The sequence below is a fragment of the Citrobacter sp. Cpo103 genome (assembly GCF_030332605.1).
Taxonomy (GTDB): domain Bacteria; phylum Pseudomonadota; class Gammaproteobacteria; order Enterobacterales; family Enterobacteriaceae; genus Citrobacter; species Citrobacter portucalensis.
Genome location: NZ_JAOWHO010000029.1, coordinates 187,206 through 209,567, shown reverse-complemented (window position 1 = coordinate 209,567; position 22,362 = coordinate 187,206). Strand labels below are relative to the sequence as shown.

Genomic DNA, 22,362 nt, shown 5'->3' with positions numbered 1-22,362 from the left:
TGGATAGCGTTCTTTCAGTGAAGCTTAAAATGTCAGTTCCGCCTCCAGCAGCGCCAGAATGCTCTCGGCATCTTCAGCGGCAAACAACGACTGGCGGAACTGCTTGTTCACCAGCTTACGCGCCAGCTGCGAGAAGACCCTCACGTGGTTAATGCCTTCATCGGCACCCAGCGTCAGCATGATCACCAGTTCCACCTCGCCCATCTCAGACTGCCAGTCAACGGGCTGAGCAAGCCGGGCAATGCTGATGCTGGAATGGCGGATCCACTGGGATTTCGTGTGAGGGATCGCCACCCCAAAACCGACGGCGGTGGTAACTATCTCTTCGCGCTGCCAGACATCCTCTTCCAGCTCAAACGGATGTTCAGTGCGTCCGTTTACCCCAAGATTGCCGCACAGAAACTGGATCACCTGCTCTTTGTTGCTCAGAGATTCACCAACAAAGATATTCTCCAGCGCCAGCAGCGGACGCACATCTTTTTGCGGTGCAAACTGATTCAGCAGATCTTCAATCTCCTGAGCGCTACGGCACTCGCAGGCCTGCATAGCGAGTTCGCGGCATGCCTGGCTGTTCAGTTGACGAAGCTGACTTTTTACCGCCGGAATGCGTGGACTGCTCATACTCAGCTCATCGAGTCCTAAACCCAGCAGCAACGGTAAATAGCGTCCTTCGCCGCCCAGTTCTCCGCAAATACCCACCCATTTACCACGTTCGTGCGCCACGTGAACAATCTGCTGCAACATACGCAGGAACGACGGCGTAATCGGGTTGTACAGCGGCGAAACGCGTGGATTATTGCGATCGACGGCGTACAAGTACTGGGTCATGTCATTTGAACCAATACTGAAGAAATCCACCTCATCGCAGAAATGGTCGATGATGTAACACACCGAAGGGACTTCAACCATAATCCCCAATGAGATTGTCGGGGCATGACGTAAACCGTCTGCTTTCAGCGCCACCAGCGCTTTTTGCAGTTCGCTTTTTACCCACAAAATCTGGTCAAGGCTGTGCACCATCGGGATCATCAGCTGTGCGTTACCGAAGGTCGCCGCGCGTAGGATGGCACGCAGTTGGGTACGAAACAGTCCGGCAAACTCCGGATAAATACGCACCGCACGGTAGCCGAGAAACGGATTATCTTCCTGCGGAATATTGAGATAGCGGATATTCTTATCACCACCGATATCCATGGTGCGAAAGATAACCGGCTTGTCGCCTGCGGCCAATAAAACCTGCTGGTAGGCTTCAAACTGTTCCTGCTCGTCAGGAGCGCTGTCGCGGTCCATAAACAGCATTTCAGTACGAAACAGCCCGATCCCTTCCGCACCATTGGCAAATGCACCCGGCGCTTCGAGCGCGGTGCCGATATTCGCCGCAACGTCAATACGCTGATTATCTTTGGTCAACGCGGGCTGGGCGGCATCAAGCGCCTGCCGCCGCTGGCATTCATCGGCCAGCTTCTGCGCTATCGCGTAATAGCCGCGAACCGCATCGTCCGGATTGATGGCCAGTACCCCACAACGGGCATCCAGTACCGCAGGCTGCCCTGCATAGCGGCTAATAGCCTCCAGCGGCAAGCCGCTAAGCACCGGAATAGCGGATGCGCGAGCGAGAATCAGGGTATGCGAGGTACGCCCTGTTTTCTCCAGGATCATGCCAGACAGATGCTGCAAATCGAGGCTTAAAAACTGGCTGGGCGTCAAATCCTCAGCGACCAGAATCGTCGGCTTATTCAGCACCAGCGCATTGCGCGGACGTCTTTCAGGCCAGGTGATGTGCAGCAGCTGTTCGCTGATATCACGGATGTCGCTGACACGCTCGCGCAGATAATCGCTACCGGAGGCCGACAGCTTATCGCACACCTGTTCCATATTGGCGACGATTGCGGCCCCTAGCCCCAGATGCTGCTCCAGCATTAAGCGGCGAATATTCCCGGCAAACTCGTCGTCCTGAATCAGAGACAGATGCGCGCTGAGGATGGTTTTACTCTCACCGTCACGCTCGCGCAGCTGTTGATTGAGCTGTTCGGCAAGCGTCGCCAGACTGTGTTCCAGCCGGGTGTTGTCTTCCGCACTCGCTGCAATGGCGCGATAGCTTTCCAGATTATCGCTCTGCCAAAGCGTGAGCGTACCTGCCCCCACGCCCCCTGCCAGCATAGTGCCATAAAGAAGGTCTGGATTGAGGCGAATCAGCGAACGCGGCAACGGATGCGCCGCCAGTTCCTCCGGAGTCGGTTGAACGCTATCGCTGTCAATAAACCGGTGCTGGAGATACTCCTCCAGCACTCGCCGAGCCTGTTCTTCATCGCGACCGGTGATGGTTAAGCTACAGCTGTCGTTAAACAGCGTCCCGGTGCCAATCAGCGCCAACGAGCTTTTCGCATCCGCCCTCGCATTCTGGCGATGGTTAATAAATATCACCTCACTTTGCCACTGGCTGCACTGCTCTTTCAGCTCCCACGCCGGACGTGCATGCAGACCATTGGGTAACGGGCAAAGAAATTGAATCGTTAGCATAACAACTCCTGATTAGCGCGAAATCAGCACCTGAAATCCGTCAGATGAGCCACGGTTTCGCACGTAAGATGTGAAATAAGAGCCGACAACAACTGCTGGGTCTGAATGATGTCACGACAGTCAGCAATCGATGCCGCGCAGTGCCCATGCCGCGTAGCGGGCCCCATGACAACCGTTGGGATCCCCGTGCCGCTTACATGCACAGCCCCACCGTCGGTGCCGCCGTTACTGAACATGTCGAGCTGCAGGGTAATACCCGCATCAGCGGCCACGCTTTCCACCCACGCAGTCAGCTTTGGTGGTGCAATCAGCGATTTATCGCTTAACACCAGCATTGGGCCTTTACCAGTCTGCCGATGGTTGGCCGCACCATAATCAAAGTTTTTGGCCCAACAGGCGGTATCCAGCACGATTGCCACATCCGGTGCGACTGCGCGTGCTGCTGTTTGTCCTCCGCGCAGTCCTACTTCTTCACTGGAGCTGGCCACCAGCCAGACCTCACAAGGGAGAGTTGCGTCATGCCATTCGCGCAGTAGCGCCACCAGCAAATAACATCCAAGTCGGTCATCAAAGGCTTTGCCCATGACTCGCTGATGCGGCAAAACCTGAAAAGTTGTATCAAAGGTGACACGATCGCCAGGGCGTACTCCGGCCTGAAGTACTTCGTCACAAGATCGCGCACCAATGTCTACCCGCAGGACACTGACCTCATTACCGCTGCGCTCTCCATCAAGCAGACCGGGAATTTTGCTCTCTTCACGGGTGGTAATCCGCACCGGCTGCAATTGTCTGGCCGCCATACGCACATTTCCCACCGGCAATACATCGATAGCTCCTTCGCTGGAAATGCTACGTACAATAAATCCCACTTCATCCATATGCGCGCAGATCATCACCTTCGGACCGGTTGATTCATTCAGACGGATCAGCACCGACCCCAGGCCATCAAAGCGCACCTCTTTATGCAAACGATCCGCCTCTTCAAGCAGGATCTGACGCACTTCTTGTTCTGAAGAGGCGATCGCGTCCGCCTCGCTCAGCGCTTTCAGTAGCGATAAGTCCATTACGCCTCTCCCGTGTGTAACAATGTTTTCGCCATGGTGTAGAGCACCTCTCCGCCATCTGGCGTAACCAGCACCACATCCTCAATACGTACTCCTCCCTGCCCCGGTAGATAAATACCCGGCTCAACGGTGAGTAGCATGCCAGCTGCCAGAGTCGTTGTGTCATTAGGGGAAAAACGAGGATTTTCATGCACCTCAATACCAATAGCATGTCCGGTATTGTGGCCAAACGCGTCGCCATAGCCCGCCTGCGTAATAACCCGCCTGGCTGCGGCATCAACCTCATTGCAACGCGCGCCTGGTCGAATTGCTGCCACCGCAGCACGCTGCGCCGCCAGGACAATCTGATACACGGCAAACAGCGCGCTTTCTTCCGCTGGCAGGTTGACGTCGGGGATGCGAAAGGTTCGCGTCATATCCGAACAATAGCCCTGATACTGTGCGCCAAAATCCAGCGTAATGAACTCACCCGCCTCAACACGTTTATCGCTGGCTTTACCGTGCGGCAGCGCACCGCGCCAGCCGCTGGCGACAATGGTGTCAAAAGAGGCTTTGTCTGCGCCGAGCGTGCGCATAAACCACTCCAGTTCAGCGGCAATTTCGCGCTCACTGAGACCTGGTTGAATAAAGCGGCGTATATGTGCAGCGCTAAGGTCAGCTATCCGGCAGGCTTCGCGGATGCAAGCTATCTCCTGCGCCGTTTTCACCTGCCGGAGTACGTCCGGCACGGCGCTCACTAATCGGGCGCACAGTTTGCCCGACCACGCGTTCGCCGTTTCCCAGCTTACCTGCTCACCTTCGAATCCCACCGTCTGCAGCTTTTCGTTCGCAATGATGTGATTCACCTGCGAATACAGCGTCTGTGTTCCATCGAGTAGATGGATCTGATAGCCCTGAGTACGCGTGGCGACATCGGTGTAGTAACGGGCATCGACCAGGATATGCGCACTTTCGTGGCTGATAAACACAAACCCTGAACTGCTGGAGATCCCCATATGTGGCTGTTTGTTCTGCCGCGATGACAGCAGCATCGCATCAAGATGTTGCGCTGTTAACCAGTCGCGCAGCGAGGCAAGTAAGCTCATGGTCACAATCCTTTTAATCAGAGACTTTCAATCAGCAATTTGCCTTTGCGATACATCATGTTGCGCAGGAACACCACCATCAGCGCCGTAATCACCGCGCCTAACAGGATCCCCGCCATATAGACGCCGAGGTTAGTTACCAGCGGCCACGCCCAGATAGCCGATTCCGGGAACCACTGCACCGCCCCCAACCAGACGGCAGCCGTCGATCCAACAATGGCACCAACCATGTAGGAAGGAATTGCCGTGATGGGACTTTCCAGCGCAAATGGGATCGCCCCTTCACTGATGCCCATAAACGCGAGGAACATCGCCGTTTTTCCCTGCGGGTAGAGCTGTGCGCTGAACAGACGTTTGCCGGTTAAGCGACGATCAATAAGCGTGGCCAGCCCAAGACCAATCGGAGGAATGACAATCGCAATAGAACGCGCGGTTACCGGTAGAACATGATCGGTGGTAAAGCTGAAGGCGACAAAACCTGCTGCTTTATTTATTGGGCCACCAAGGTCAATCGCCGTTGCCGCGGAAATACCCATCGCATACATCAGCGTGCCTTTCTCGCCAGCCGCCGTCAGCAGAGTACGGATCCCGCCGTTGATCCAGCCGCCAAACGGTGTGATCACGTAGTACATCGCCAGCATGACGAAAATGGCGGAAAGAATGGGCAGTAGAAAAGTGGTTTTGAACGCCAGCAGGAAATCAGGCAGCTGGATTTTTTGGTTCATCCACTTCACCAGATACCCGGCGACAATCGAGATAATCAGCGCGCCAATAAAGGTTGACGGAACAGGAGCACTGGTTGCCCATTGCAGCGTCGCGGGGTCAAAATTCAGTATCTGCGTGGGCTGAGTGGACATCAGCCCACCGATAAACCCCGCCGGAAATGCCAGCTTGCCGCCGATAGAGTTAGCGACAAACGCGGCAAACATCGGGATAGCAAAGCCAAACAGCACGCCGCCGAAAGATTGCGACAGCCAGGCAAACTTCAGCAATGAGAGATTAAAACCAGTAAATTTTCCGCTGTTCAGCGCATCCATGATGCCTGTGTCAGCAGGAATATCGAGCCAGCTATAGGCGATCAGTTGCGAGAAGGCGAGAATGACCCCGCCCATAATTAACGTCGGCACCATGCGTGAAATACCCGACATCACATGCTGCGGAAGTTCGCCCCAGAAGCTATTGCGGGAGGCCGGTGGATTTTTTATTGCCGCTGCCGCACCAGATGCGCCAGGCACAACGGTTGCACTGCGTTTTTTAATGGCCATACGTAATTCCCTGTCGATGATTATTGTTGTTCAGCGGCAACCATCTCTTCGATCTCTTTAATGATGCCGGCCGCATTTTTTATCGCGTCCTGTAGCGTAATTTCATAGACGTCACGCGACTCAAAACGCTCGTTATCTTCTGGAGTAACAGCAACAGAGTGGATGATTAACGTCGCCTCAGCGATCTCCTGCGCCGTCAGACGATTTTGAATTCCGTCCGCGCCCTGAGTTTCAATTTTCACTTCATAACCCGCTTCAACCGCCGCTTCTTCCAGCGCCTGAGCCGCCATAAAGGTATGGGCCAGGCCCATTGGACACGCGCAGACGGCAATCAGTTTTTTGCTCATAATCATTTCCTCGTAATAGTTAACGAGTGAAATTATGGTCCGAGGAAAGTAACAACCGTTATCAGACAAATAATGCTTTTACTGGACAATTAATCCCGTCATTCGGAAATGTGACGAAGGTCGGAAAGGTAGGCGGCAGGCATAAAAAAACCGCGTAATTTACGCGGTGTTGCAGATTTCTGATTGATGAATTAAAGAATATGGCCCAACGTCTGGCGCAAATGCGCACCGGATCCAAGCAGGCCCGGGTTATCGTGCACGATCAGATACACCGGAATATCCTGCACATAGGCTTTAAAACGGCCTTTATCTTCAAAACCACCACGGAAGCCCGACGCTTTAAAAAAGTCGAGGAAGCGCGGCACAATACCGCCGGCGATGTACACGCCGCCAAATGTGCCCAGCGTTAACGCCAGATCGCCACCAAAACGTCCCATGATGACGCAGAACAGCGACAGCGCACGACGACAGTCAATGCAGGAATCTTCCAGCGCCCGTGCGGTGATATCCTTCGGCTGCAGATTTTCCGGCAGGCGTCCGTCAGATTTGACGATCGCGCGATACAGATTCACCAGTCCCGGACCAGACAGCACGCGTTCTGCGGACACGTGACCTATTTCCGCGCGCAGAACCTCAAGGATAATTCCCTCTTCCTCGCTGTTAGGCGCAAAATCCACGTGGCCGCCTTCACCAGGGAGACTTACCCAGCGTTTATCCACGTGGACCAGATGCGCCACGCCAAGCCCGGTTCCTGCGCCATAAACCGCAATAGGTTTGCCTTCCACAGGTTCCGCACCACCAAACTGAATTAAATGCTCTTTTTTCAGCATCGGGATCGCCATCGACACAGCGGTGAAATCATTGATGATTTCCAGATGGCTGAAGCCCAGTTTTTTTTTCATCTCAGCAATAGAGAACGCCCAGGTATGGTTGGTCATTGCCACCCAATCGCCGGTTATCGGACAGGCAATGGCAATGCAGCCATCTTCGACGCTGACGCTATGCTCATCCAGGTACACGCGCACCACCGCTTCCAGACTTGGATAATCCAACCCGGAATAGGTTTTTGCCTGCGAAATCTCACCGCTGGCAATATCGCACAGAGCAAGACGCGCGTTGGTGCCGCCAACATCCCCTACTAAAGCATATTTTGTCATTCTTCCACTGCTCCGCTAAAGTCAGAATAAATCTTTGCCACACTGTAAATTCATGGGGACATAACAACAACGGTCTGAAGGCTGACGCCCGTGGAAAATCGATCCAGATCACACAATTACTTTATCGTTTCAGCATCATTTGCAGCGATGCCGTCAGGCAGGCTGTGCAAACTATGTCTATGACTCTGTTTTAAGGAATAGAAAATGCTCCATCCGCGAGCCAGAACGATGCTCTTGTTATCAACCCCAGCGCTAATCATTGGCATAGCGTCCAGCCTGGTGTTGATCGTTGTGATGAAAGTGGCTTCCGTTTTACAGCAGTTTTTGTGGGAACGTCTGCCTGTTAGCATCGGTATAGCCCAGGACTCTCCGGTCTGGATTATCGGTATGCTGACGCTCACGGGGATCATGGTCGGGTTAGTTATCCGCTACAGTCATGGCCACGCAGGTCCGGATCCGGCCTGTGAACCGTTAATTGGCATGCCGGTGCCAACATCAGCAATACCGGGCCTGCTGGCAGCGCTAATCCTTGGCCTCGCGGGTGGCGTCAGTCTGGGTCCGGAACACCCCATCATGACCGTAAATATCGCTCTGGCAGTAGCACTTGGTAGCCGCATGTTTCCCCGTATAGCGAAACTGGACTGGACCATTCTCGCCTCTGCCGGCACCATCGGCGCACTATTTGGTACCCCCGTTGCCGCCGCGTTGATATTTTCGCAAACGCTGAATAGCTCAAACGATGTGCCCTTGTGGGATCGCCTGTTTGCGCCGTTAATGGCCGCCGCCGCGGGTTCGCTAACCACCAGCCTGTTTTTTCACCCCCATTTTTCACTGCCCATCGCGCACTACACGCAGATGCACTTGACGGATATCCTCAGCGGCGCGGTTGTTGCTGCCATCGCCATTGCCGCTGGAATGGTGGCCGTCTGGTGTCTGCCGCGTTTGCACCATTTAATGCATCGATTAAAACACCCGGTGCTGATCCTCGGGACAGGCGGTTTTATCCTTGGCATTTTGGGTGTTATCGGCGGGCCGCTTACCTTGTTTAAGGGACTAGACGAAATGCAGCAAATGGCGTTTAGCCAAACGCTGGGGACATCAGATTATTTCATGCTCGCCGTCATTAAGCTGGCGGCATTAGTGGTTGCAGCGGCGAGTGGTTTTCGCGGCGGACGAATCTTCCCGGCGGTATTCGTTGGCGTCGCGCTTGGCCTGATGCTGCACGCCCATGTTGAAGCGGTGCCGGCTGCCATCACGGTTTCTTGCTCTATTCTCGGGCTGGTGCTGGTCGTCACCCGCGACGCCTGGCTGAGCCTGTTTATGGCAGCAGTGGTGGTGCCAGATTCCACCCTGCTGCCGCTGCTGTGCATCGTCATGCTGCCCGCCTGGCTGCTGCTGGCGGGCAAACCGATGATGGTCGCTGAGCGCCCCGATAAATAGCTATCCGCCGTTGCGAGATTCCAGCGCACGGGTCACCGTGCGCAATAATTCAGGAAGATCGGCTTTCGGTAGCACCACCTCAATTAACGACAGTCGTTGCGGTTGGGACAGCCGGGCCAGCACTTCTTCCAGCTGTACCGCCTGCTTCACCCGCCAGCATTCGGCCTGACATTCACGACTAAACGCCTGCGGCATCAACGTCCAGCTCCAGGCGGCAATGTCGTTATAGCGCTGATTTTCCCCGTGTATGGCCCGCTCAACGGTATAACCATCATTGTTGAGCAGTAAAATAACCGGCGATTGCCCATCTCTGAGCATGGAGCCCAGCTCCTGAATGGTGAGCTGCGCCGCGCCATCACCAATAATCAGGATCACCCGACGGTCCGGACAGGCCGTTTGCGCACCGAATGCCGCCGGGAGCGCGTAGCCGATAGATCCCCACAACGGTTGAACCAGGACTTCCGCCCCGCAAGGTAATGAGAGCGCAGCCGCGCCAAAGGCGGCGGTTCCCTGATCGACGAGGATAATGTCATCAGGCTTCAGAAACTGCTGCACCGTGTGCCAGAAGTTTTCCTGCGTCAGTGGGCCCTTTTCAACCTGAACACGCCTAGTTGGCGGACGTTCTGGCGGCAGAGAAAACGACATTTCCAGGCACAGCTCACGTAATGTGGTGACCGCCTGCTCCATCGGGATGTTAAACCAGTGGGATCCAATTCGTGACGCATGGGGCTGAACGTCAATGGTGCGATCCTGCGGTAGCTGTTGTGTAAACCCAGCTGTCAGGGTGTCGACAAATTGTGTGCCGACACACATTATCGTATCGGCATCTTCTATCGCCTGACGTACATAATCGCTGCTGGCTCCAGCGCTGTATGTGCCAACAAACGCCGGGTGACGCTCATCAAACAGTCCTTTGCCCATCAACAACGTGGCATGAGCCATCGGCGTTTCCGCCATCCAGCGCTGTAAAACCGGCTGCAGGCCAAAACGCAGCGCGAGGAAGTCGGCCAGCAACGCTACGCGTGGGCTGTCCAGCAATCGTTCACGGGCATGGTAGCGAAACGCCTCTATCACGCTGCTTTCCGGCTCGCTCAGAGGAACACTCATAATATCATTCGGTGGCATAGCAGGCTGTTTAGCCACATCAGCAGGTAGCATCAGATAGCCCGGCCTGCGTTCGGTAAGCATCATTCGCAACACACGGTCAATTTCATAGCAGGCATTTTGTTCATCCAGTATCGCGCTGGCCGTCGTTACTGCCTGCTGCATGCGATAAAAATGCTGAAAGTCACCGTCACCCAAAGTGTGATGCATCAACTCTCCACGACGCTGCGCGCCGCGACAGGGTGCGCCAACAATATGTAAAACAGGAACATATTCCGCATAGCTTCCCGCGATACCGTTAATCGCGCTTAACTCCCCCACACCAAACGTGGTGAGCAGCGCCCCTACCCCGGATACCCGGGCATAGCCATCTGCCGCATAAGCCGCATTCAATTCATTCGCACACCCGACCCAACGTACGTTGGGATGTTCAATCACGTGGTCCAAAAACTGCAAATTATAATCGCCTGGCACACCAAAGAGATGGCCGACACCACAGCCTGCCAGCCTGTCCAGCAGATAATCAGCAACGGAATACGGGGTTTGCATGACAGCTATCCTTCTGACGGTAACCTCATGTTGAGTATCGAAGAACTGTGATGACTGTCCAGGAAAGTCGCTGTGAAGGGGTGGAAAGCAAGATGTACAGTTTTGGCGGTAAAAATTCATTGAAGAATCGACGGTGTAACCGTATACACTGAAAGACACACGCATTGTGGAAGGGGGTGACATGGTTTATCACGCAGATGAAAATCGTTATCAGACAATGGAGTACCGCCGCTGCGGTCAGAGCGGCCTTAAGCTCCCGATTGTCTCTCTGGGTTTATGGCACAATTTTGGTGATACCACGCAGGTCGAGAACAGTCGCGCATTGTTACAGCGCGCATTCGATCTGGGGATTAACCATTTTGATCTGGCAAATAACTATGGTCCACCGCCGGGTTCGGCAGAACGGAATTTTGGTCGGATCCTGCAGGAAGATTTTTTACCGTGGCGAGATGAGCTTATTATCTCCACTAAAGCGGGCTACACCATGTGGGAAGGTCCCTACGGTGACTGGGGTTCACGCAAATATCTGATTGCCAGTCTCGATCAAAGCCTGAAGCGTCTGGGGCTGGAGTATGTCGATATCTTCTACCACCATCGCCCCGACCCTGAAACGCCGCTCAAAGAAACCATGCGCGCGCTGGATCACATCGTCCGTCAGGGCAAAGCGCTGTACGTCGGACTGTCTAACTATCCCGCGGATCTTGCCAGGCAGGCGATTGAAATACTCGACGATTTAGGCACGCCATGCCTTATTCACCAGCCCAAATATTCCATGTTTGAACGTTGGGTCGAAGGTGGCTTGCTGTCGCTATTACAGGAAAAAGGTGTCGGTAGTATCGCCTTCTCACCGCTGGCTGGCGGACAGTTAACCGACCGCTATCTGAACGGCATTCCTGCGGATTCTCGTGCGGCAAGCACCAGTCGCTTTCTGAATCCGGACCAGATCACTCCACAAAAACTGGAAAAAGTGCGGGCGCTGAATGTGCTGGCAGAACGACGCGGGCAAAAGCTTTCCCAGATGGCGCTGGCATGGGTGTTACGGGATGACAAAGTCACGTCAGTGCTGATTGGCGCGAGTAAAACGGCGCAGATTGAAGACGCTGTCGGCATGCTGGCAAACCGTCACTTTACGTCTGAAGAGTGCGCGGAGATTGATGCTATCCTGAGTTGATTGAAATAAAGACACATTTATTAACAAAAAGTGCTCTCACTTGCGATTTAAGAGTTAAGGCGATGAAACGGGGCTTTACTGCCCCGTAATATTACGTTAACAGGCCGGCTACGGCTCGATCGTGAAGGAGAGAAAACATGTTCAGGTCACTGATTCTGGCGGCAGTCTTATTGGCTTTTACACCGCTGGCCGCGAACGCTGGCGAAATCACCCTGCTGCCATCAATAAAATTACAAATTGGCGATCGCGATAACTACGGTAACTACTGGGATGGCGGCCGCTGGCGCGACCGGGATTACTGGCACCATAACTATGAGTGGCGAAAAAATCGCTGGTGGCGTCATGACAACGGCTACCATCGTGGCTGGGACAAACGCAAAGCTTATGAGCGCGGTTATCGTGAAGGCTGGAACGATCGTGACGACCATCGCGGTCGCGGGCGTGGCCACAAACATCATCATTAATGTAACAAAAGGGCCAACAGGCCCTTTTGTTTTTACAAACCGAGTGCGGTTCCTACCAACAGCCAGATATTGAGCGCCACCACCAGCACAACAATCACCCAGCCTACCTGTTTTACCCATCGGGTATTCACCAAATCGCCCATCAGCTGACTGTTGCTGGTGAAGATCAACAGCGGCACCAGCGCCAGTGCAATACCAAAACTGAGCAACACCTGGCTCATCACCAGAATACGCGTCGGATCCAGTCCCATCAAAATCACAATAAATGATGGCATCATGGTGACGGTACGGCGTACCCATAGCGGAATGTGAAAGCGGATAAACCCTTGCATCACCACCTGCCCGGCCAACGTACCGACCACGGTAGAAGAAAGTCCCGCAGCCACCAGGCTTAAACCGAATACCGTCGCCGCAGCGTGACTCAACAGCGGTTCAAGTGTCAGATATGCTTGATCGAGATCGGCAATACCGGTATGCCCGCTAAAATGAAATGCAGCGGCAGCCGTCGCCATCATCGCCAGATTGACAAATCCAGCAATCGTCATGGCGATTGCCACATCCCATTTCGTGGCCGCATAGCGCTGTTGACGTGTTCCGCCGTGCAGATGCTGAGTTAAGGAAGAGTGCAGATAAATGACGTGTGGCATGATAGTCGCGCCGAGCACGCCAGCCGCCAGTAACACCGCTTCGGAATTAGGCAGGCTCGGGATAACCATTCCCTTGCTAAGTTGCGCGAAGTTCGGCTGGGAAAAGATCAGTTCCACAATGTAAGCCGCAGCCACAAACAGCAGCAAGCCGCCAATCACTTTTTCCAGCGGTTTTTGCCCACGGCGCTGCAACATCAGAATCAAAAAAGTCGCGATACCGGTGAGCACGGCCCCCTGCAATAACGATACGCCGAGGATCAATTTGAAACCAATCGCGGCGCCAATGAATTCAGCAAGGTCTGTCGCCATGGCGATAATTTCGGCCTGCACCCAGTAGAACCACACCACCGGACGAGGATAGTGATCGCGAATTTGCTCCGCCAGGTTTTTACCCGTGGCAATACCCAGCTTTGCCGACAGCACCTGGATCAGCATCGCCATCAGGTTTGCCCAGACCACCACCCACAACAGTTTATAGCCAAAGCTGGCCCCTGCCTGGATGTTGGTGGCGAAGTTTCCCGGATCGATGTAGCCGATCGCCGCGATGAACGCAGGTCCCATTAATGCGAGCTTCAACTTGCGCGCTGCCCGTCCACTGCTACTCTCAACGCGATCGTTAGTCATTTTAGTGCCTCAGAAACATAGCCTTTGCTATGTTTCAAGCTACGCCTATTGAGAATGATTATCAAATTCATTTTGATGGATGAAGTTGATTTCTCTGATAGCGTTTGTCTATGGATCGATAAGGATTCTGGAAATACTGGTGAGATGTTTAATTATTGTTATGAGATTAGCACAATGACATAACTTTTCACTTCCATACTAAACATAACAGAAGTGTATCACCGATCACTAATTTTGAATCTCGTCACAGGTCCTTATTATAGTGTGTGTTTGATCTCGTTTTCTTTATGGTTGTTACATAGAATGTGCACGAAAACTAAACCTGCCTCATATTTGGAGCAAATATGGACCGCGTTCTTCATTTCGTCCTGGCCCTTGCCGTGGTTGCGGTACTCGCACTGCTGGTAAGCAGTGACCGTAAAAAAATCCGCATTCGTTATGTTATTCAATTGCTTGTTATTGAAGTGTTACTGGCATGGTTCTTCCTGAACTCTGATGTCGGTCTGGGCTTCGTGAGAGGCTTCTCCGAGATGTTTGAAAAACTCCTCGGATTCGCTAATGAAGGGACAAACTTTGTCTTCGGCAGCATGAACGACAAAGGACTGGCATTCTTCTTCCTGAAAGTGCTGTGCCCAATCGTCTTCATTTCCGCTCTTATCGGTATTTTGCAGCATATCCGCGTTCTGCCGGTTATCATCCGCGCGATTGGTTTCCTGTTATCCAAAGTGAACGGTATGGGCAAGCTGGAATCCTTCAACGCCGTCAGCTCCCTGATCCTGGGTCAGTCCGAGAACTTTATCGCCTATAAAGATATTCTCGGCAAAATGTCTCGCAACCGTATGTACACCATGGCTGCAACGGCGATGTCGACCGTTTCCATGTCTATCGTCGGCGCGTACATGACCATGCTGGAGCCGAAGTACGTGGTTGCGGCGCTGGTTCTGAACATGTTCAGCACCTTTATCGTGCTGTCGCTGATCAACCCGTACACCGTTGATGCCAGCGAAGAAAACATCCAGATGTCTAACCTGCACGAAGGCCAGAGCTTCTTCGAAATGCTGGGTGAATACATCCTGGCAGGTTTCAAAGTGGCAATTATCGTTGCAGCTATGCTGATTGGTTTCATCGCGCTGATCGCAGCCCTGAACGCCCTGTTCGCCACCGTGACCGGCTGGTTTGGCTACAGCATCTCCTTCCAGGGCATCCTGGGCTACATCTTCTACCCTGTTGCATGGGTAATGGGTGTGCCGTCCAGCGAAGCGCTGCAGGTGGGCAGTATCATGGCAACCAAACTGGTTTCCAACGAATTCGTTGCGATGATGGATCTGCAGAAAATTGCCGCCACGCTCTCTCCGCGTGCAGAAGGTATCCTGTCCGTGTTCCTGGTCTCCTTCGCTAACTTCTCTTCCATCGGTATTATCGCCGGTGCGATTAAAGGTCTGAACGAAGAGCAAGGTAACGTGGTTTCCCGCTTCGGTCTGAAGCTGGTGTACGGCTCTACGCTGGTGAGCGTACTGTCTGCATCTATCGCCGCACTGGTGCTGTAAGCGTAAGACAACGTCGTATTGATAAGACCGGGGAGATTCTTCTCCCCGGTTTTTTTATGCCTGCTATTCAGCAAACCGAAGAGATACAGGATAAGAACAGGTAGGAAACAGAAACAAAAAACCCCCGCTTTTCAGCGAGGGTTTAAATTTTGGTGGAGCTAAGCGGGATCGAACCGCTGACCTCTTGCATGCCATGCAAGCGCTCTCCCAGCTGAGCTATAGCCCCACGATGCTATTACGTACGTACCAAATTTATTGGGATTAAATTTGGTGGAGCTAAGCGGGATCGAACCGCTGACCTCTTGCATGCCATGCAAGCGCTCTCCCAGCTGAGCTATAGCCCCATTACGTAAAGCTTGTCGAGTTGACGGGCGGCATCATATGAATTCCCTTCGCGTGTGTCAACGGCAAAATTAACTCATAGAATTCAATCGCTGAAAAAGCAGTCAAATGAAGAACATTGCGTAACAACTCGCATTCAGTAGTTAAACGCGTCACGGTTTCTACTAAAATGGTGCTATAAAATGAGCCACTAATTAACCCCACGACTATTCAGGGAATCGTTATGTTCAAGGAACGGATGACGCCAGAAGAACTTGCTAATCTGACCGGATACAGCCGACAGACCATCAATAAATGGGTGCGCAAGGAGGGTTGGGCTACATCACCAAAACCAGGCGTACAGGGCGGTAAAGCGCGTCTGGTTCACGTCACCGAACAAGTTCGTGAATACATTCGCAGTGCTGAGCGTTCAGCCGAAGGTTTATCAGATAATTTATCGTTATCCGGCGATACCTCTATCGAAGCTCTACTGATTAGGCTCGCCAAAGAGATGACTCCGTCAGAACAAAAAATGTTTACGTCACTGATCCTGCGTGAAGGCATTACGGGTTTGTTACAACGCTTAGGGATCCGCGACAACAAATAATATGAAAAAATTACGCAGCAAAATGACGACCGAAGAACTGGCGGAATGTCTCGGGGTTGCCAAACAAACCGTCAATCGTTGGATCAGAGAACAAAACTGGACCACCGAAAAGTTTCCCGGCGTTAAAGGGGGTCGTGCAAGGCTGATCCATATCGACTCCAGCGTCCGTACGTTTCTGCTCAATATTCCGGCTTTTCGCAAAGTCCCTGAAATTTATCAGGCTGAGGAACCGCTGGCAGAATATACCCACGTGGTGCGTAGCCACGCCTGTCGCCAGATAATCAGCGCACTGGACAACATGTCCCCAACGGAACAAGAAAAGCTGGCTATGTATATTTCGCGCGAAGGTATTCGCACTTTCCTTACCCGTCTGGGTATTGATGAGTCTGAATAACAGGCAAAAAAAACGGCAGGATGCGCTCCTGCCGTTGTTTCATCGCTCAACCGATCTTACTGCTGGCTTTCACGCTCAGCAATAAACGCCAGCGCTTTATTAATACGCTCAATGCTGCGTGATTTACCAATCGCATGCACCGTGACGTCTAACGCCGGAGACTGACCCGCGCCGGTTACGGCTACGCGCAGCGGCATCCCAACTTTACCCATACCCACTTCCAGCTCATCAGCGGTTGCCTGAATCGCGTGGTGCACGTTTTCTGCCGTCCACTCGCTGATAGCAGCCAGCTTATCGCGAACCACTTCCAGCGGCTGACGCGCTACCGGACGCAGGTGTTTCTTAGCTGCATCCGCGTCGAACTCAGCAAAGTCTTCGTAGAAGTAGCGGCAGCTCTGCGCCATCTCTTTCAACGTTTTGCAGCGCTCACCCAGCAGTTTAACCAGCTCAGACAGCTGCGGACCGACGCGAGTATCGATATTTTCCTGCTCAATGTGCCATTGCAGATGCGTTGCCACATATTCTGGTGCCAGCGAATTAATGTAGTGATGGTTCAGCCACTGCAGTTTTTCGGTGTTGAACGCACTGGCAGACTTGCTCACCGCACTAAGGGAGAACAGTTTGATCATCTCTTCACGGGTGAAGATTTCCTGATCGCCGCTGGACCAGCCCAGACGCACCAGATAGTTCAGCAGCGCTTCCGGCAGGTAACCGTCGTCGCGATACTGCATAACGCTGACCGCACCGTGACGTTTAGAGAGTTTTTTACCGTCGTCGCCGTTGATCATCGACACGTGTGCATAAACCGGCACCGGCGCATTCAGCGCTTTCAGGATGTTGATCTGACGCGGAGTGTTGTTGATATGGTCTTCACCACGAATAACGTGAGTGATTTCCATATCCCAGTCGTCGACAACAACACAGAAGTTGTAGGTCGGGGAACCGTCAGTACGGCGGATGATCAGATCGTCCAGCTCCTGGTTGCTGAATTCGATCGGCCCACGGATCTGGTCGTCAAAAATAACGGATCCATCCTGCGGGTTGGCAAAACGCACCACGCATGGTTCATCAGCAGCATGATGCTCATGGCCGTGGCGGCAGCGACCGTCGTAACGTGGCTTCTCACCGTTTGCCATCTGCTCTTCGCGCAGTGCGTCCAGACGCTCTTTGGAGCAATAGCATTTATACGCGGTTCCGGCTTCCAGCATCTCATCAATCACGGCGTTGTAGCGATCAAAACGTTTGGTCTGGAAGTACGGACCTTCATCCCATTCCAGATTCAGCCAATTCATGCCATCCATAATGGCTTCAATAGCTTCCGGAGTGGAGCGTTCGAGATCGGTGTCTTCAATACGCAGCACAAACTCACCGTCATGGTTACGTGCAAAAAGCCAGGAATATAGAGCAGTACGCGCACCACCGACGTGCAGGTAACCTGTCGGGCTTGGCGCGAAGCGAGTTTTGATTTTCATGAAATGGCCTTACGTTTATAAAGATGCCGACAACCGGCAAATCCTGGGAAGATTATCAGGCTCGTATTCTATCACTGTGGTCTGATTCCTCAATGTTGTTCAGGTTGGAACATCACGCTTTGCCATTTTCGTATACAAATCATGCTGCATGGATTGATTTGCGATCGTTTTGTTTAAATTTACGACGAACGAACAAATTCTTTAGAAAATGCGTTGACTCATTTTCAACTCTCCCTATAATGCGACTCCACACAGCGGGGGTGATTAGCTCAGCTGGGAGAGCACCTCCCTTACAAGGAGGGGGTCGGCGGTTCGAACCCGTCATCACCCACCAACTACTTTATGTAGTCTCCGCCGTGTAGAGTAAGAAATTGAGAAGTGGGTGATTAGCTCAGCTGGGAGAGCACCTCCCTTACAAGGAGGGGGTCGGCGGTTCGATCCCGTCATCACCCACCACTTTCTCGCCAGCTGGATTTCTTACAATAAAATTGAAGTACCGAAGTGGGTGATTAGCTCAGCTGGGAGAGCACCTCCCTTACAAGGAGGGGGTCGGCGGTTCGATCCCGTCATCACCCACCACTTCGGGTCGTTAGCTCAGTTGGTAGAGCAGTTGACTTTTAATCAATTGGTCGCAGGTTCGAATCCTGCACGACCCACCAATGTAAAAAGGCGCCCTAAAGGCGCCTTTTTGCTATCTGCGATTTATAAGATCCCAACCTGCTTGCCTGATGCGCTGCGCTTATCAGGCCTACAGACGCCCCTGACACACGCAGGCCGGATAAGACGTTAGTCGCCATCCGGCACAGACATCACATCGTCAATGCCGCTACCAGTTTCTCCAGCGCGGGTGTCGCCTGCTGTTGGTCATACACAATATACAAATCCGCCGGAATACGTTCCTCTAACGGTCGAAATACCACGCCAGGCCAATTCATCTGCGCATAGCTGTCAGCAATTAACGTAATACCAATCCCCATGCTGATCATCGCCAGCACCGTTTGCGGCTCCCTCACCTCACGAATAATCATCGGGGAAAATCCAGCACTCAGGCAAACTCGCTGCAAAAATGCCCAGTCAGTATGAATGGAAGGCATTGTGACAAAATATTCATTTCTCAACGCCTCCAGCGGTATGGACTCACATGCAGTAAGAGGATGTTCTTCCGGCATGGCAACCAGAAAAGAGGACTCATGCAAACGCAAACTGGTAAAACCGGGAGAAAGCTCCATAGCCATCCGCCAAATTCCCGCATCCAGTTCACGCCGTTCCAGCATCGTCATCTGCATCGCGGGCATGTTCTCGCGAAACAGCACCTCAACATTGGGATTATCCTTCATAAAACGCCGCATCACCGGACGCATTTTTCCCCACATCGCTGTACCGATAACGCCAAGCTCAATTCGCCCTGCCTCACCACGACCAATTTGCTCCACTCTCGCCAGCGCCTGATTGGCACTGGATAACAGTCGGCGCGACTCTTCCATCAATATCTTTCCCGCGTGAGTTAACGCCACGCTGCGGGAATGACGGATAAATAGCAAAGTGCCGAGCTGTTGCTCCAGCTCTTTAATATGGGTACTGAGCGGCGGTTGCGACATATTCAGGCGAGCAGCAGCACGTCCAAAATGCAGTTCTTCTGCGACAGCAAGAAAATAACGCAGTAACTTCAGATCGATGCGGTGCGTGCGTTCCATGGATAATGCGCTCCTGAAATAAGGATAATGCGCAAAGTTACCACATTGCCTCGCAGAAAATGAAACGGCGGGTATCAGATCCCGCCGCCAATGGAGTGTTAATGTGCCGGTGATTTCTGTGCCAGTCGTTCAGGCTCATGCTTGTACTTGAAGAACAATGCAAAGATAACCGCCAGAGCCAGCGCATACGCGGCAAACACCAGCCAGATAGTTTGCCAATCCTTGACGCCATCGACAGAAAAATAGTCTACCGCCATACCACTCAGGATTGATCCCACCCACGCGCCAACGCCGTTTACCATCGTCATAAACAGCCCTTGCGCGCTGGCGCGAATGTTAGAGCTAACCTCCTGCTCGACAAATACCGATCCCGAGATATTGAAGAAATCAAACGCGCAGCCGTAGACGATCATCGACATCAGCAGCAGCACAAAACCAAACGGCGACGGATCGCCAAAGGCAAAGAAGCCAAAGCGCAGCGTCCATGCCAGCATGCTCATCAGCATCACCGTTTTTATGCCAAAGCGTTTAAGGAAGTACGGAATAGTGAGAATAAAGCCCACCTCCGCCATCTGTGAAACGGAAAGCAATATGGAGGGATACTTCACCACAAAGCTGTCGGCAAATTCCGGGTTACGGGCAAAATCATGCAGGAACGGATTGCCAAAGACGTTGGTGATTTGCAACACCGCCCCCAGCATCATCGCAAACAAAAAGAAGATTGCCATCTGCGGTTTTTTAAATAGGACAAAGGCGTCCAGACCGAGCTTGCTGGCAAGCGTGGTGTTTGCTTTCTTCTCAGCAACCGGGATTTTCGGCAACGTAAGCGCATAGAGAGCCAGCAGCAACGATGCCCCTGAAGCGATATACAACTGCGCGCTGCTCAGTTCCAGTCCCATCAAACTGACTGTCCACATCGCCACAATAAACCCTATGGTGCCAAACACACGAATTGGCGGGAACGCGGTGACCGGATCCTGACCCGATTGTGCCAGACACGAGTATGAGACGCTATTCGATAACGCAATCGTCGGCATATACGCCATTGCGTTAACCAGCATCACCCAAAACATGGTCTGCGGATCGGTAACGGTTGTGGCATATAGCAACACGCCCGCACATACAAGATGACAAAGCATATAGGCGCGCTCGGCGCGTAGCCATTTATCGGCAATGATGCCCATAATGCCCGGCATGATAATCGCCGCTAGCCCTTTCGAACTGTAAATCATACCGACGTTCGCACCGGTAAAATCCAGGGTATTAATCATGTAGGAACCCAGGGTTACCAACCAGCTTCCCCAGATGAAATATTGCAAAAACGACATGAGCTTTAAGCGAGATGCGATACCCATTTTTCCGTTCCTTGCCATAAAGTAAGACCCCGCAAGCGGGGTCATTTTTTAGTTATTCAGGCCAGTTTGCGCAAGAATCCGCAGATCAAATTGATGAAATTCTGCCGGGAGAGTGCCGCCGCAGCCAGCGTCTGCGCGTGAGATAATTTAACATCACCCAGACCTTCCGCCAGGTTGGTGATGGCCGCCACCGCAACCACTTTCAAACCGCAGTGGCGCGCAGAGATAACTTCAGGCACCACCGACATCCCCACCACGTCGCCACCGATAATTTGCATCATGCGGATTTCTGCCGCGGTTTCAAAGTTCGGCCCCGGATAAGAGACAAAAACCCCTTCACTCAGCGAGAATCCTTCCTCAGCGGCAACAGTTTGCAGGACCGCACGGTAGTCAGCATCATAGGCATTCGCCAATGAAAAGAATCGCTCACCAAAATGCTCATCGTTTGGCCCTACCATCGGCGTACCCGGCATCGTATTGATGTGATCGCTAAGCGCCACGAGGCTACCCGGTCCGACTTCGGGACGCAAAGAGCCTGCGGCATTGGTGCAAAACAGCAGCTCACATCCCAGCAGCTTCAGCGTACGAATGGCATCCGTCATCACCGTCATACCGCGACCTTCATAGAAATGTCCACGTCCTTTCATACAGGCCACCGGAATTCCCGCCAGATTTCCCAATACCAGTTCACCAGCATGACCGTGTACGGTACTCACCGGGAACCCTGGTAGTTTCTCGTAAGAGATGGCAACCGCATCCTCAATTTGATCCGCCAGCGCCCCCAGGCCGGAGCCGAGGATAAAGGCTACACGCGGCGTAAAATCCGGTTTGTAACCACGAATGATATCAGCGCTATACCAGGGATTTTGCGAGAAAAGAGAGTGGCTCATGAGATGTCCTTAATACTGAGTAATCGAAATAACGTAGCGTACCGCATTGTTATAGCGAGACTACGCAATCGATTACCAATACCGTTTATCCCGATTACCGATAGTAAATCGGTATAGATGGTATGTGCTAAATCAGCCTGAACTCACATTTTTTTTCTGCCAGAAATGGCAAGGAGTACCAACATATCTGGAATTCGTCAGACGAGTGGGCTGACAAAGCCCGCCCTGAGAATGACTGACAAACATTTGTTGATTATTAATAAGCGAAAGCAGGTATAACAACGCACTTTCGCTAATCAATAATCAAAACGGGGGAAACTTCTGTTTACTTTTTATAGAGTTCGCTGGTCACTACAGCCTGAGAACCATTGCCTATAGAAGAGAAGTTCTTAATGACAAAGAAATCAGCACCTTCTTTATCTGCCATTTTCGAAATTTTGTGCATACATTGATTCACCGTATTTTCCGTTACGGTGATTGACTTGACATGCTTTAAACTATTGGCTTCTTGTTGCGAGATTTCTGTAGCAGCAAAGGCAGACAGACTGAGAAAACACAAAGAAGCGGCCAATGATGTGACTAATGTCTTTTTCATAACTATCCTCATAACTTACATATTAATATTTGAGCGTCAAGATATACTTT

20 protein-coding genes and 6 tRNA genes are annotated in these 22,362 nt (G+C 52.5%); 10 read left to right on the top strand and 16 right to left on the bottom strand.

Annotated elements, in window-relative coordinates:
* Window positions 1-24: 24 nt before the first annotated feature.
* The 6 genes from ptsP to glk all read right to left on the bottom strand — a co-directional run bounded on the left by ptsP (window position 25) and on the right by glk (window position 7,438).
* Window positions 25-2,520: a phosphoenolpyruvate--protein phosphotransferase gene (ptsP, locus tag OGX89_RS09735; protein WP_003834869.1), complete on the bottom strand. Its 2,496-nt coding sequence runs from the start codon at window positions 2,518-2,520 to the stop codon at window positions 25-27.
* Window positions 2,521-2,543: 23 nt separating this feature from the next.
* On the bottom strand, window positions 2,544-3,584 hold the full coding sequence (gene ypdE, locus OGX89_RS09730) for an aminopeptidase (RefSeq protein ID WP_125112653.1): 1,041 nt from the start codon (window positions 3,582-3,584) through the stop codon (window positions 2,544-2,546).
* On the bottom strand, window positions 3,584-4,669 hold the full coding sequence (ypdF, locus tag OGX89_RS09725) for an aminopeptidase (RefSeq protein ID WP_125112654.1): 1,086 nt from the start codon (window positions 4,667-4,669) through the stop codon (window positions 3,584-3,586). Before ypdF ends, ypdE begins: the two co-directional genes overlap by 1 nt.
* Window positions 4,670-4,686: 17 nt before the next feature.
* Window positions 4,687-5,934 (bottom strand): PTS fructose transporter subunit IIC, encoded by a 1,248-nt coding sequence (locus OGX89_RS09720; RefSeq protein WP_003834874.1) that lies wholly within the window; start codon window positions 5,932-5,934, stop codon window positions 4,687-4,689.
* 20 nt (window positions 5,935-5,954) lie between these two features.
* Complete coding sequence (locus OGX89_RS09715; RefSeq protein ID WP_125112655.1) at window positions 5,955-6,281, bottom strand: PTS fructose transporter subunit IIB; 327 nt, start codon at window positions 6,279-6,281, stop codon at window positions 5,955-5,957.
* Window positions 6,282-6,472: 191 nt separating this feature from the next.
* Complete coding sequence (glk, locus tag OGX89_RS09710) at window positions 6,473-7,438, bottom strand: glucokinase (protein ID WP_125112656.1); 966 nt, start codon at window positions 7,436-7,438, stop codon at window positions 6,473-6,475.
* Between the two features lie 204 nt (window positions 7,439-7,642).
* Between glk and OGX89_RS09705 the strand changes: the two genes are divergently transcribed.
* Window positions 7,643-8,878 carry an ion channel protein gene (locus OGX89_RS09705; RefSeq protein WP_003834884.1) on the top strand — a complete coding sequence of 412 codons (1,236 nt, stop codon included), beginning with the start codon at window positions 7,643-7,645 and terminating at the stop codon, window positions 8,876-8,878.
* On the opposite strand, the gene OGX89_RS09700 is transcribed toward OGX89_RS09705, so the two are convergent.
* Complete coding sequence (locus OGX89_RS09700) at window positions 8,879-10,531, bottom strand: alpha-keto acid decarboxylase family protein (protein ID WP_125112657.1); 1,653 nt, start codon at window positions 10,529-10,531, stop codon at window positions 8,879-8,881. It lies immediately after the preceding gene.
* A gap of 181 nt (window positions 10,532-10,712) precedes the next feature.
* On the opposite strand from OGX89_RS09700, the gene mgrA reads away from it, so the two are divergent.
* Both mgrA and ypeC read left to right on the top strand, forming a co-directional pair.
* On the top strand, window positions 10,713-11,702 hold the full coding sequence (gene mgrA / locus OGX89_RS09695; protein WP_003834887.1) for an L-glyceraldehyde 3-phosphate reductase: 990 nt from the start codon (window positions 10,713-10,715) through the stop codon (window positions 11,700-11,702).
* Between the two features lie 137 nt (window positions 11,703-11,839).
* Window positions 11,840-12,166: a DUF2502 domain-containing protein YpeC gene (ypeC, locus tag OGX89_RS09690; protein ID WP_003834889.1), complete on the top strand. Its 327-nt coding sequence runs from the start codon at window positions 11,840-11,842 to the stop codon at window positions 12,164-12,166.
* Between the two features lie 32 nt (window positions 12,167-12,198).
* Here the strand turns inward: ypeC and OGX89_RS09685 are convergent, their stop codons facing one another.
* A complete protein-coding gene (locus tag OGX89_RS09685; protein WP_125112658.1) occupies window positions 12,199-13,437 on the bottom strand; it encodes an Nramp family divalent metal transporter in 1,239 nt (412 codons plus the stop codon).
* Complete coding sequence (locus tag OGX89_RS23870) at window positions 13,434-13,508, bottom strand: hypothetical protein (protein ID WP_418219455.1); 75 nt, start codon at window positions 13,506-13,508, stop codon at window positions 13,434-13,436. Before OGX89_RS23870 ends, OGX89_RS09685 begins: the two co-directional genes overlap by 4 nt.
* Window positions 13,509-13,781: 273 nt before the next feature.
* On the opposite strand from OGX89_RS23870, the gene nupC reads away from it, so the two are divergent.
* Window positions 13,782-14,984: a nucleoside permease NupC gene (nupC, locus tag OGX89_RS09680; protein ID WP_003834893.1), complete on the top strand. Its 1,203-nt coding sequence runs from the start codon at window positions 13,782-13,784 to the stop codon at window positions 14,982-14,984.
* 150 nt (window positions 14,985-15,134) lie between these two features.
* Here the strand turns inward: nupC and OGX89_RS09675 are convergent.
* Window positions 15,135-15,210 (bottom strand) — tRNA-Ala (locus tag OGX89_RS09675).
* A 42-nt stretch (window positions 15,211-15,252) separates the two neighbouring features.
* Window positions 15,253-15,328 (bottom strand) — tRNA-Ala (locus OGX89_RS09670).
* A 221-nt stretch (window positions 15,329-15,549) separates the two neighbouring features.
* On the opposite strand from OGX89_RS09670, the gene OGX89_RS09665 reads away from it, so the two are divergent.
* Entirely contained in the window at window positions 15,550-15,912 is a 363-nt protein-coding gene (locus OGX89_RS09665) for a YfeC-like transcriptional regulator (protein ID WP_003028277.1), read from the top strand.
* A 1-nt stretch (window position 15,913) separates the two neighbouring features.
* Complete coding sequence (locus OGX89_RS09660) at window positions 15,914-16,306, top strand: MerR family transcriptional regulator (protein WP_003834896.1); 393 nt, start codon at window positions 15,914-15,916, stop codon at window positions 16,304-16,306.
* Between the two features lie 56 nt (window positions 16,307-16,362).
* Here OGX89_RS09660 and gltX read toward each other — a convergent pair whose 3' ends face one another.
* Window positions 16,363-17,778, bottom strand: a complete 1,416-nt coding sequence (gene gltX / locus OGX89_RS09655) for a glutamate--tRNA ligase (RefSeq protein ID WP_003834898.1) — start codon at window positions 17,776-17,778, stop codon at window positions 16,363-16,365.
* A gap of 258 nt (window positions 17,779-18,036) precedes the next feature.
* Here gltX and OGX89_RS09650 point away from each other — a divergent pair.
* From OGX89_RS09650 to OGX89_RS09635, 4 genes are all read left to right on the top strand, one after another.
* Window positions 18,037-18,112 (top strand) — tRNA-Val (locus tag OGX89_RS09650).
* Window positions 18,113-18,158: 46 nt separating this feature from the next.
* A tRNA-Val gene (locus tag OGX89_RS09645) sits at window positions 18,159-18,234 on the top strand.
* A 47-nt stretch (window positions 18,235-18,281) separates the two neighbouring features.
* Window positions 18,282-18,357, top strand: a tRNA-Val gene (locus OGX89_RS09640).
* Between the two features lie 4 nt (window positions 18,358-18,361).
* Window positions 18,362-18,437 (top strand) — tRNA-Lys (locus tag OGX89_RS09635).
* A gap of 150 nt (window positions 18,438-18,587) precedes the next feature.
* On the opposite strand, the gene OGX89_RS09630 is transcribed toward OGX89_RS09635, so the two are convergent.
* From OGX89_RS09630 to OGX89_RS09615, 4 genes are all read right to left on the bottom strand, one after another.
* On the bottom strand, window positions 18,588-19,472 hold the full coding sequence (locus OGX89_RS09630) for a LysR family transcriptional regulator (RefSeq protein WP_063942024.1): 885 nt from the start codon (window positions 19,470-19,472) through the stop codon (window positions 18,588-18,590).
* 98 nt (window positions 19,473-19,570) lie between these two features.
* Window positions 19,571-20,827: a nucleoside permease gene (locus OGX89_RS09625; RefSeq protein ID WP_003834901.1), complete on the bottom strand. Its 1,257-nt coding sequence runs from the start codon at window positions 20,825-20,827 to the stop codon at window positions 19,571-19,573.
* Window positions 20,828-20,883: 56 nt separating this feature from the next.
* A complete protein-coding gene (gene xapA / locus OGX89_RS09620) occupies window positions 20,884-21,717 on the bottom strand; it encodes a xanthosine phosphorylase (protein ID WP_125112659.1) in 834 nt (277 codons plus the stop codon).
* A gap of 325 nt (window positions 21,718-22,042) precedes the next feature.
* Complete coding sequence (locus OGX89_RS09615; protein WP_008785396.1) at window positions 22,043-22,312, bottom strand: YdgH/BhsA/McbA-like domain containing protein; 270 nt, start codon at window positions 22,310-22,312, stop codon at window positions 22,043-22,045.
* Between the last annotated feature and the right edge of the window lie 50 nt (window positions 22,313-22,362).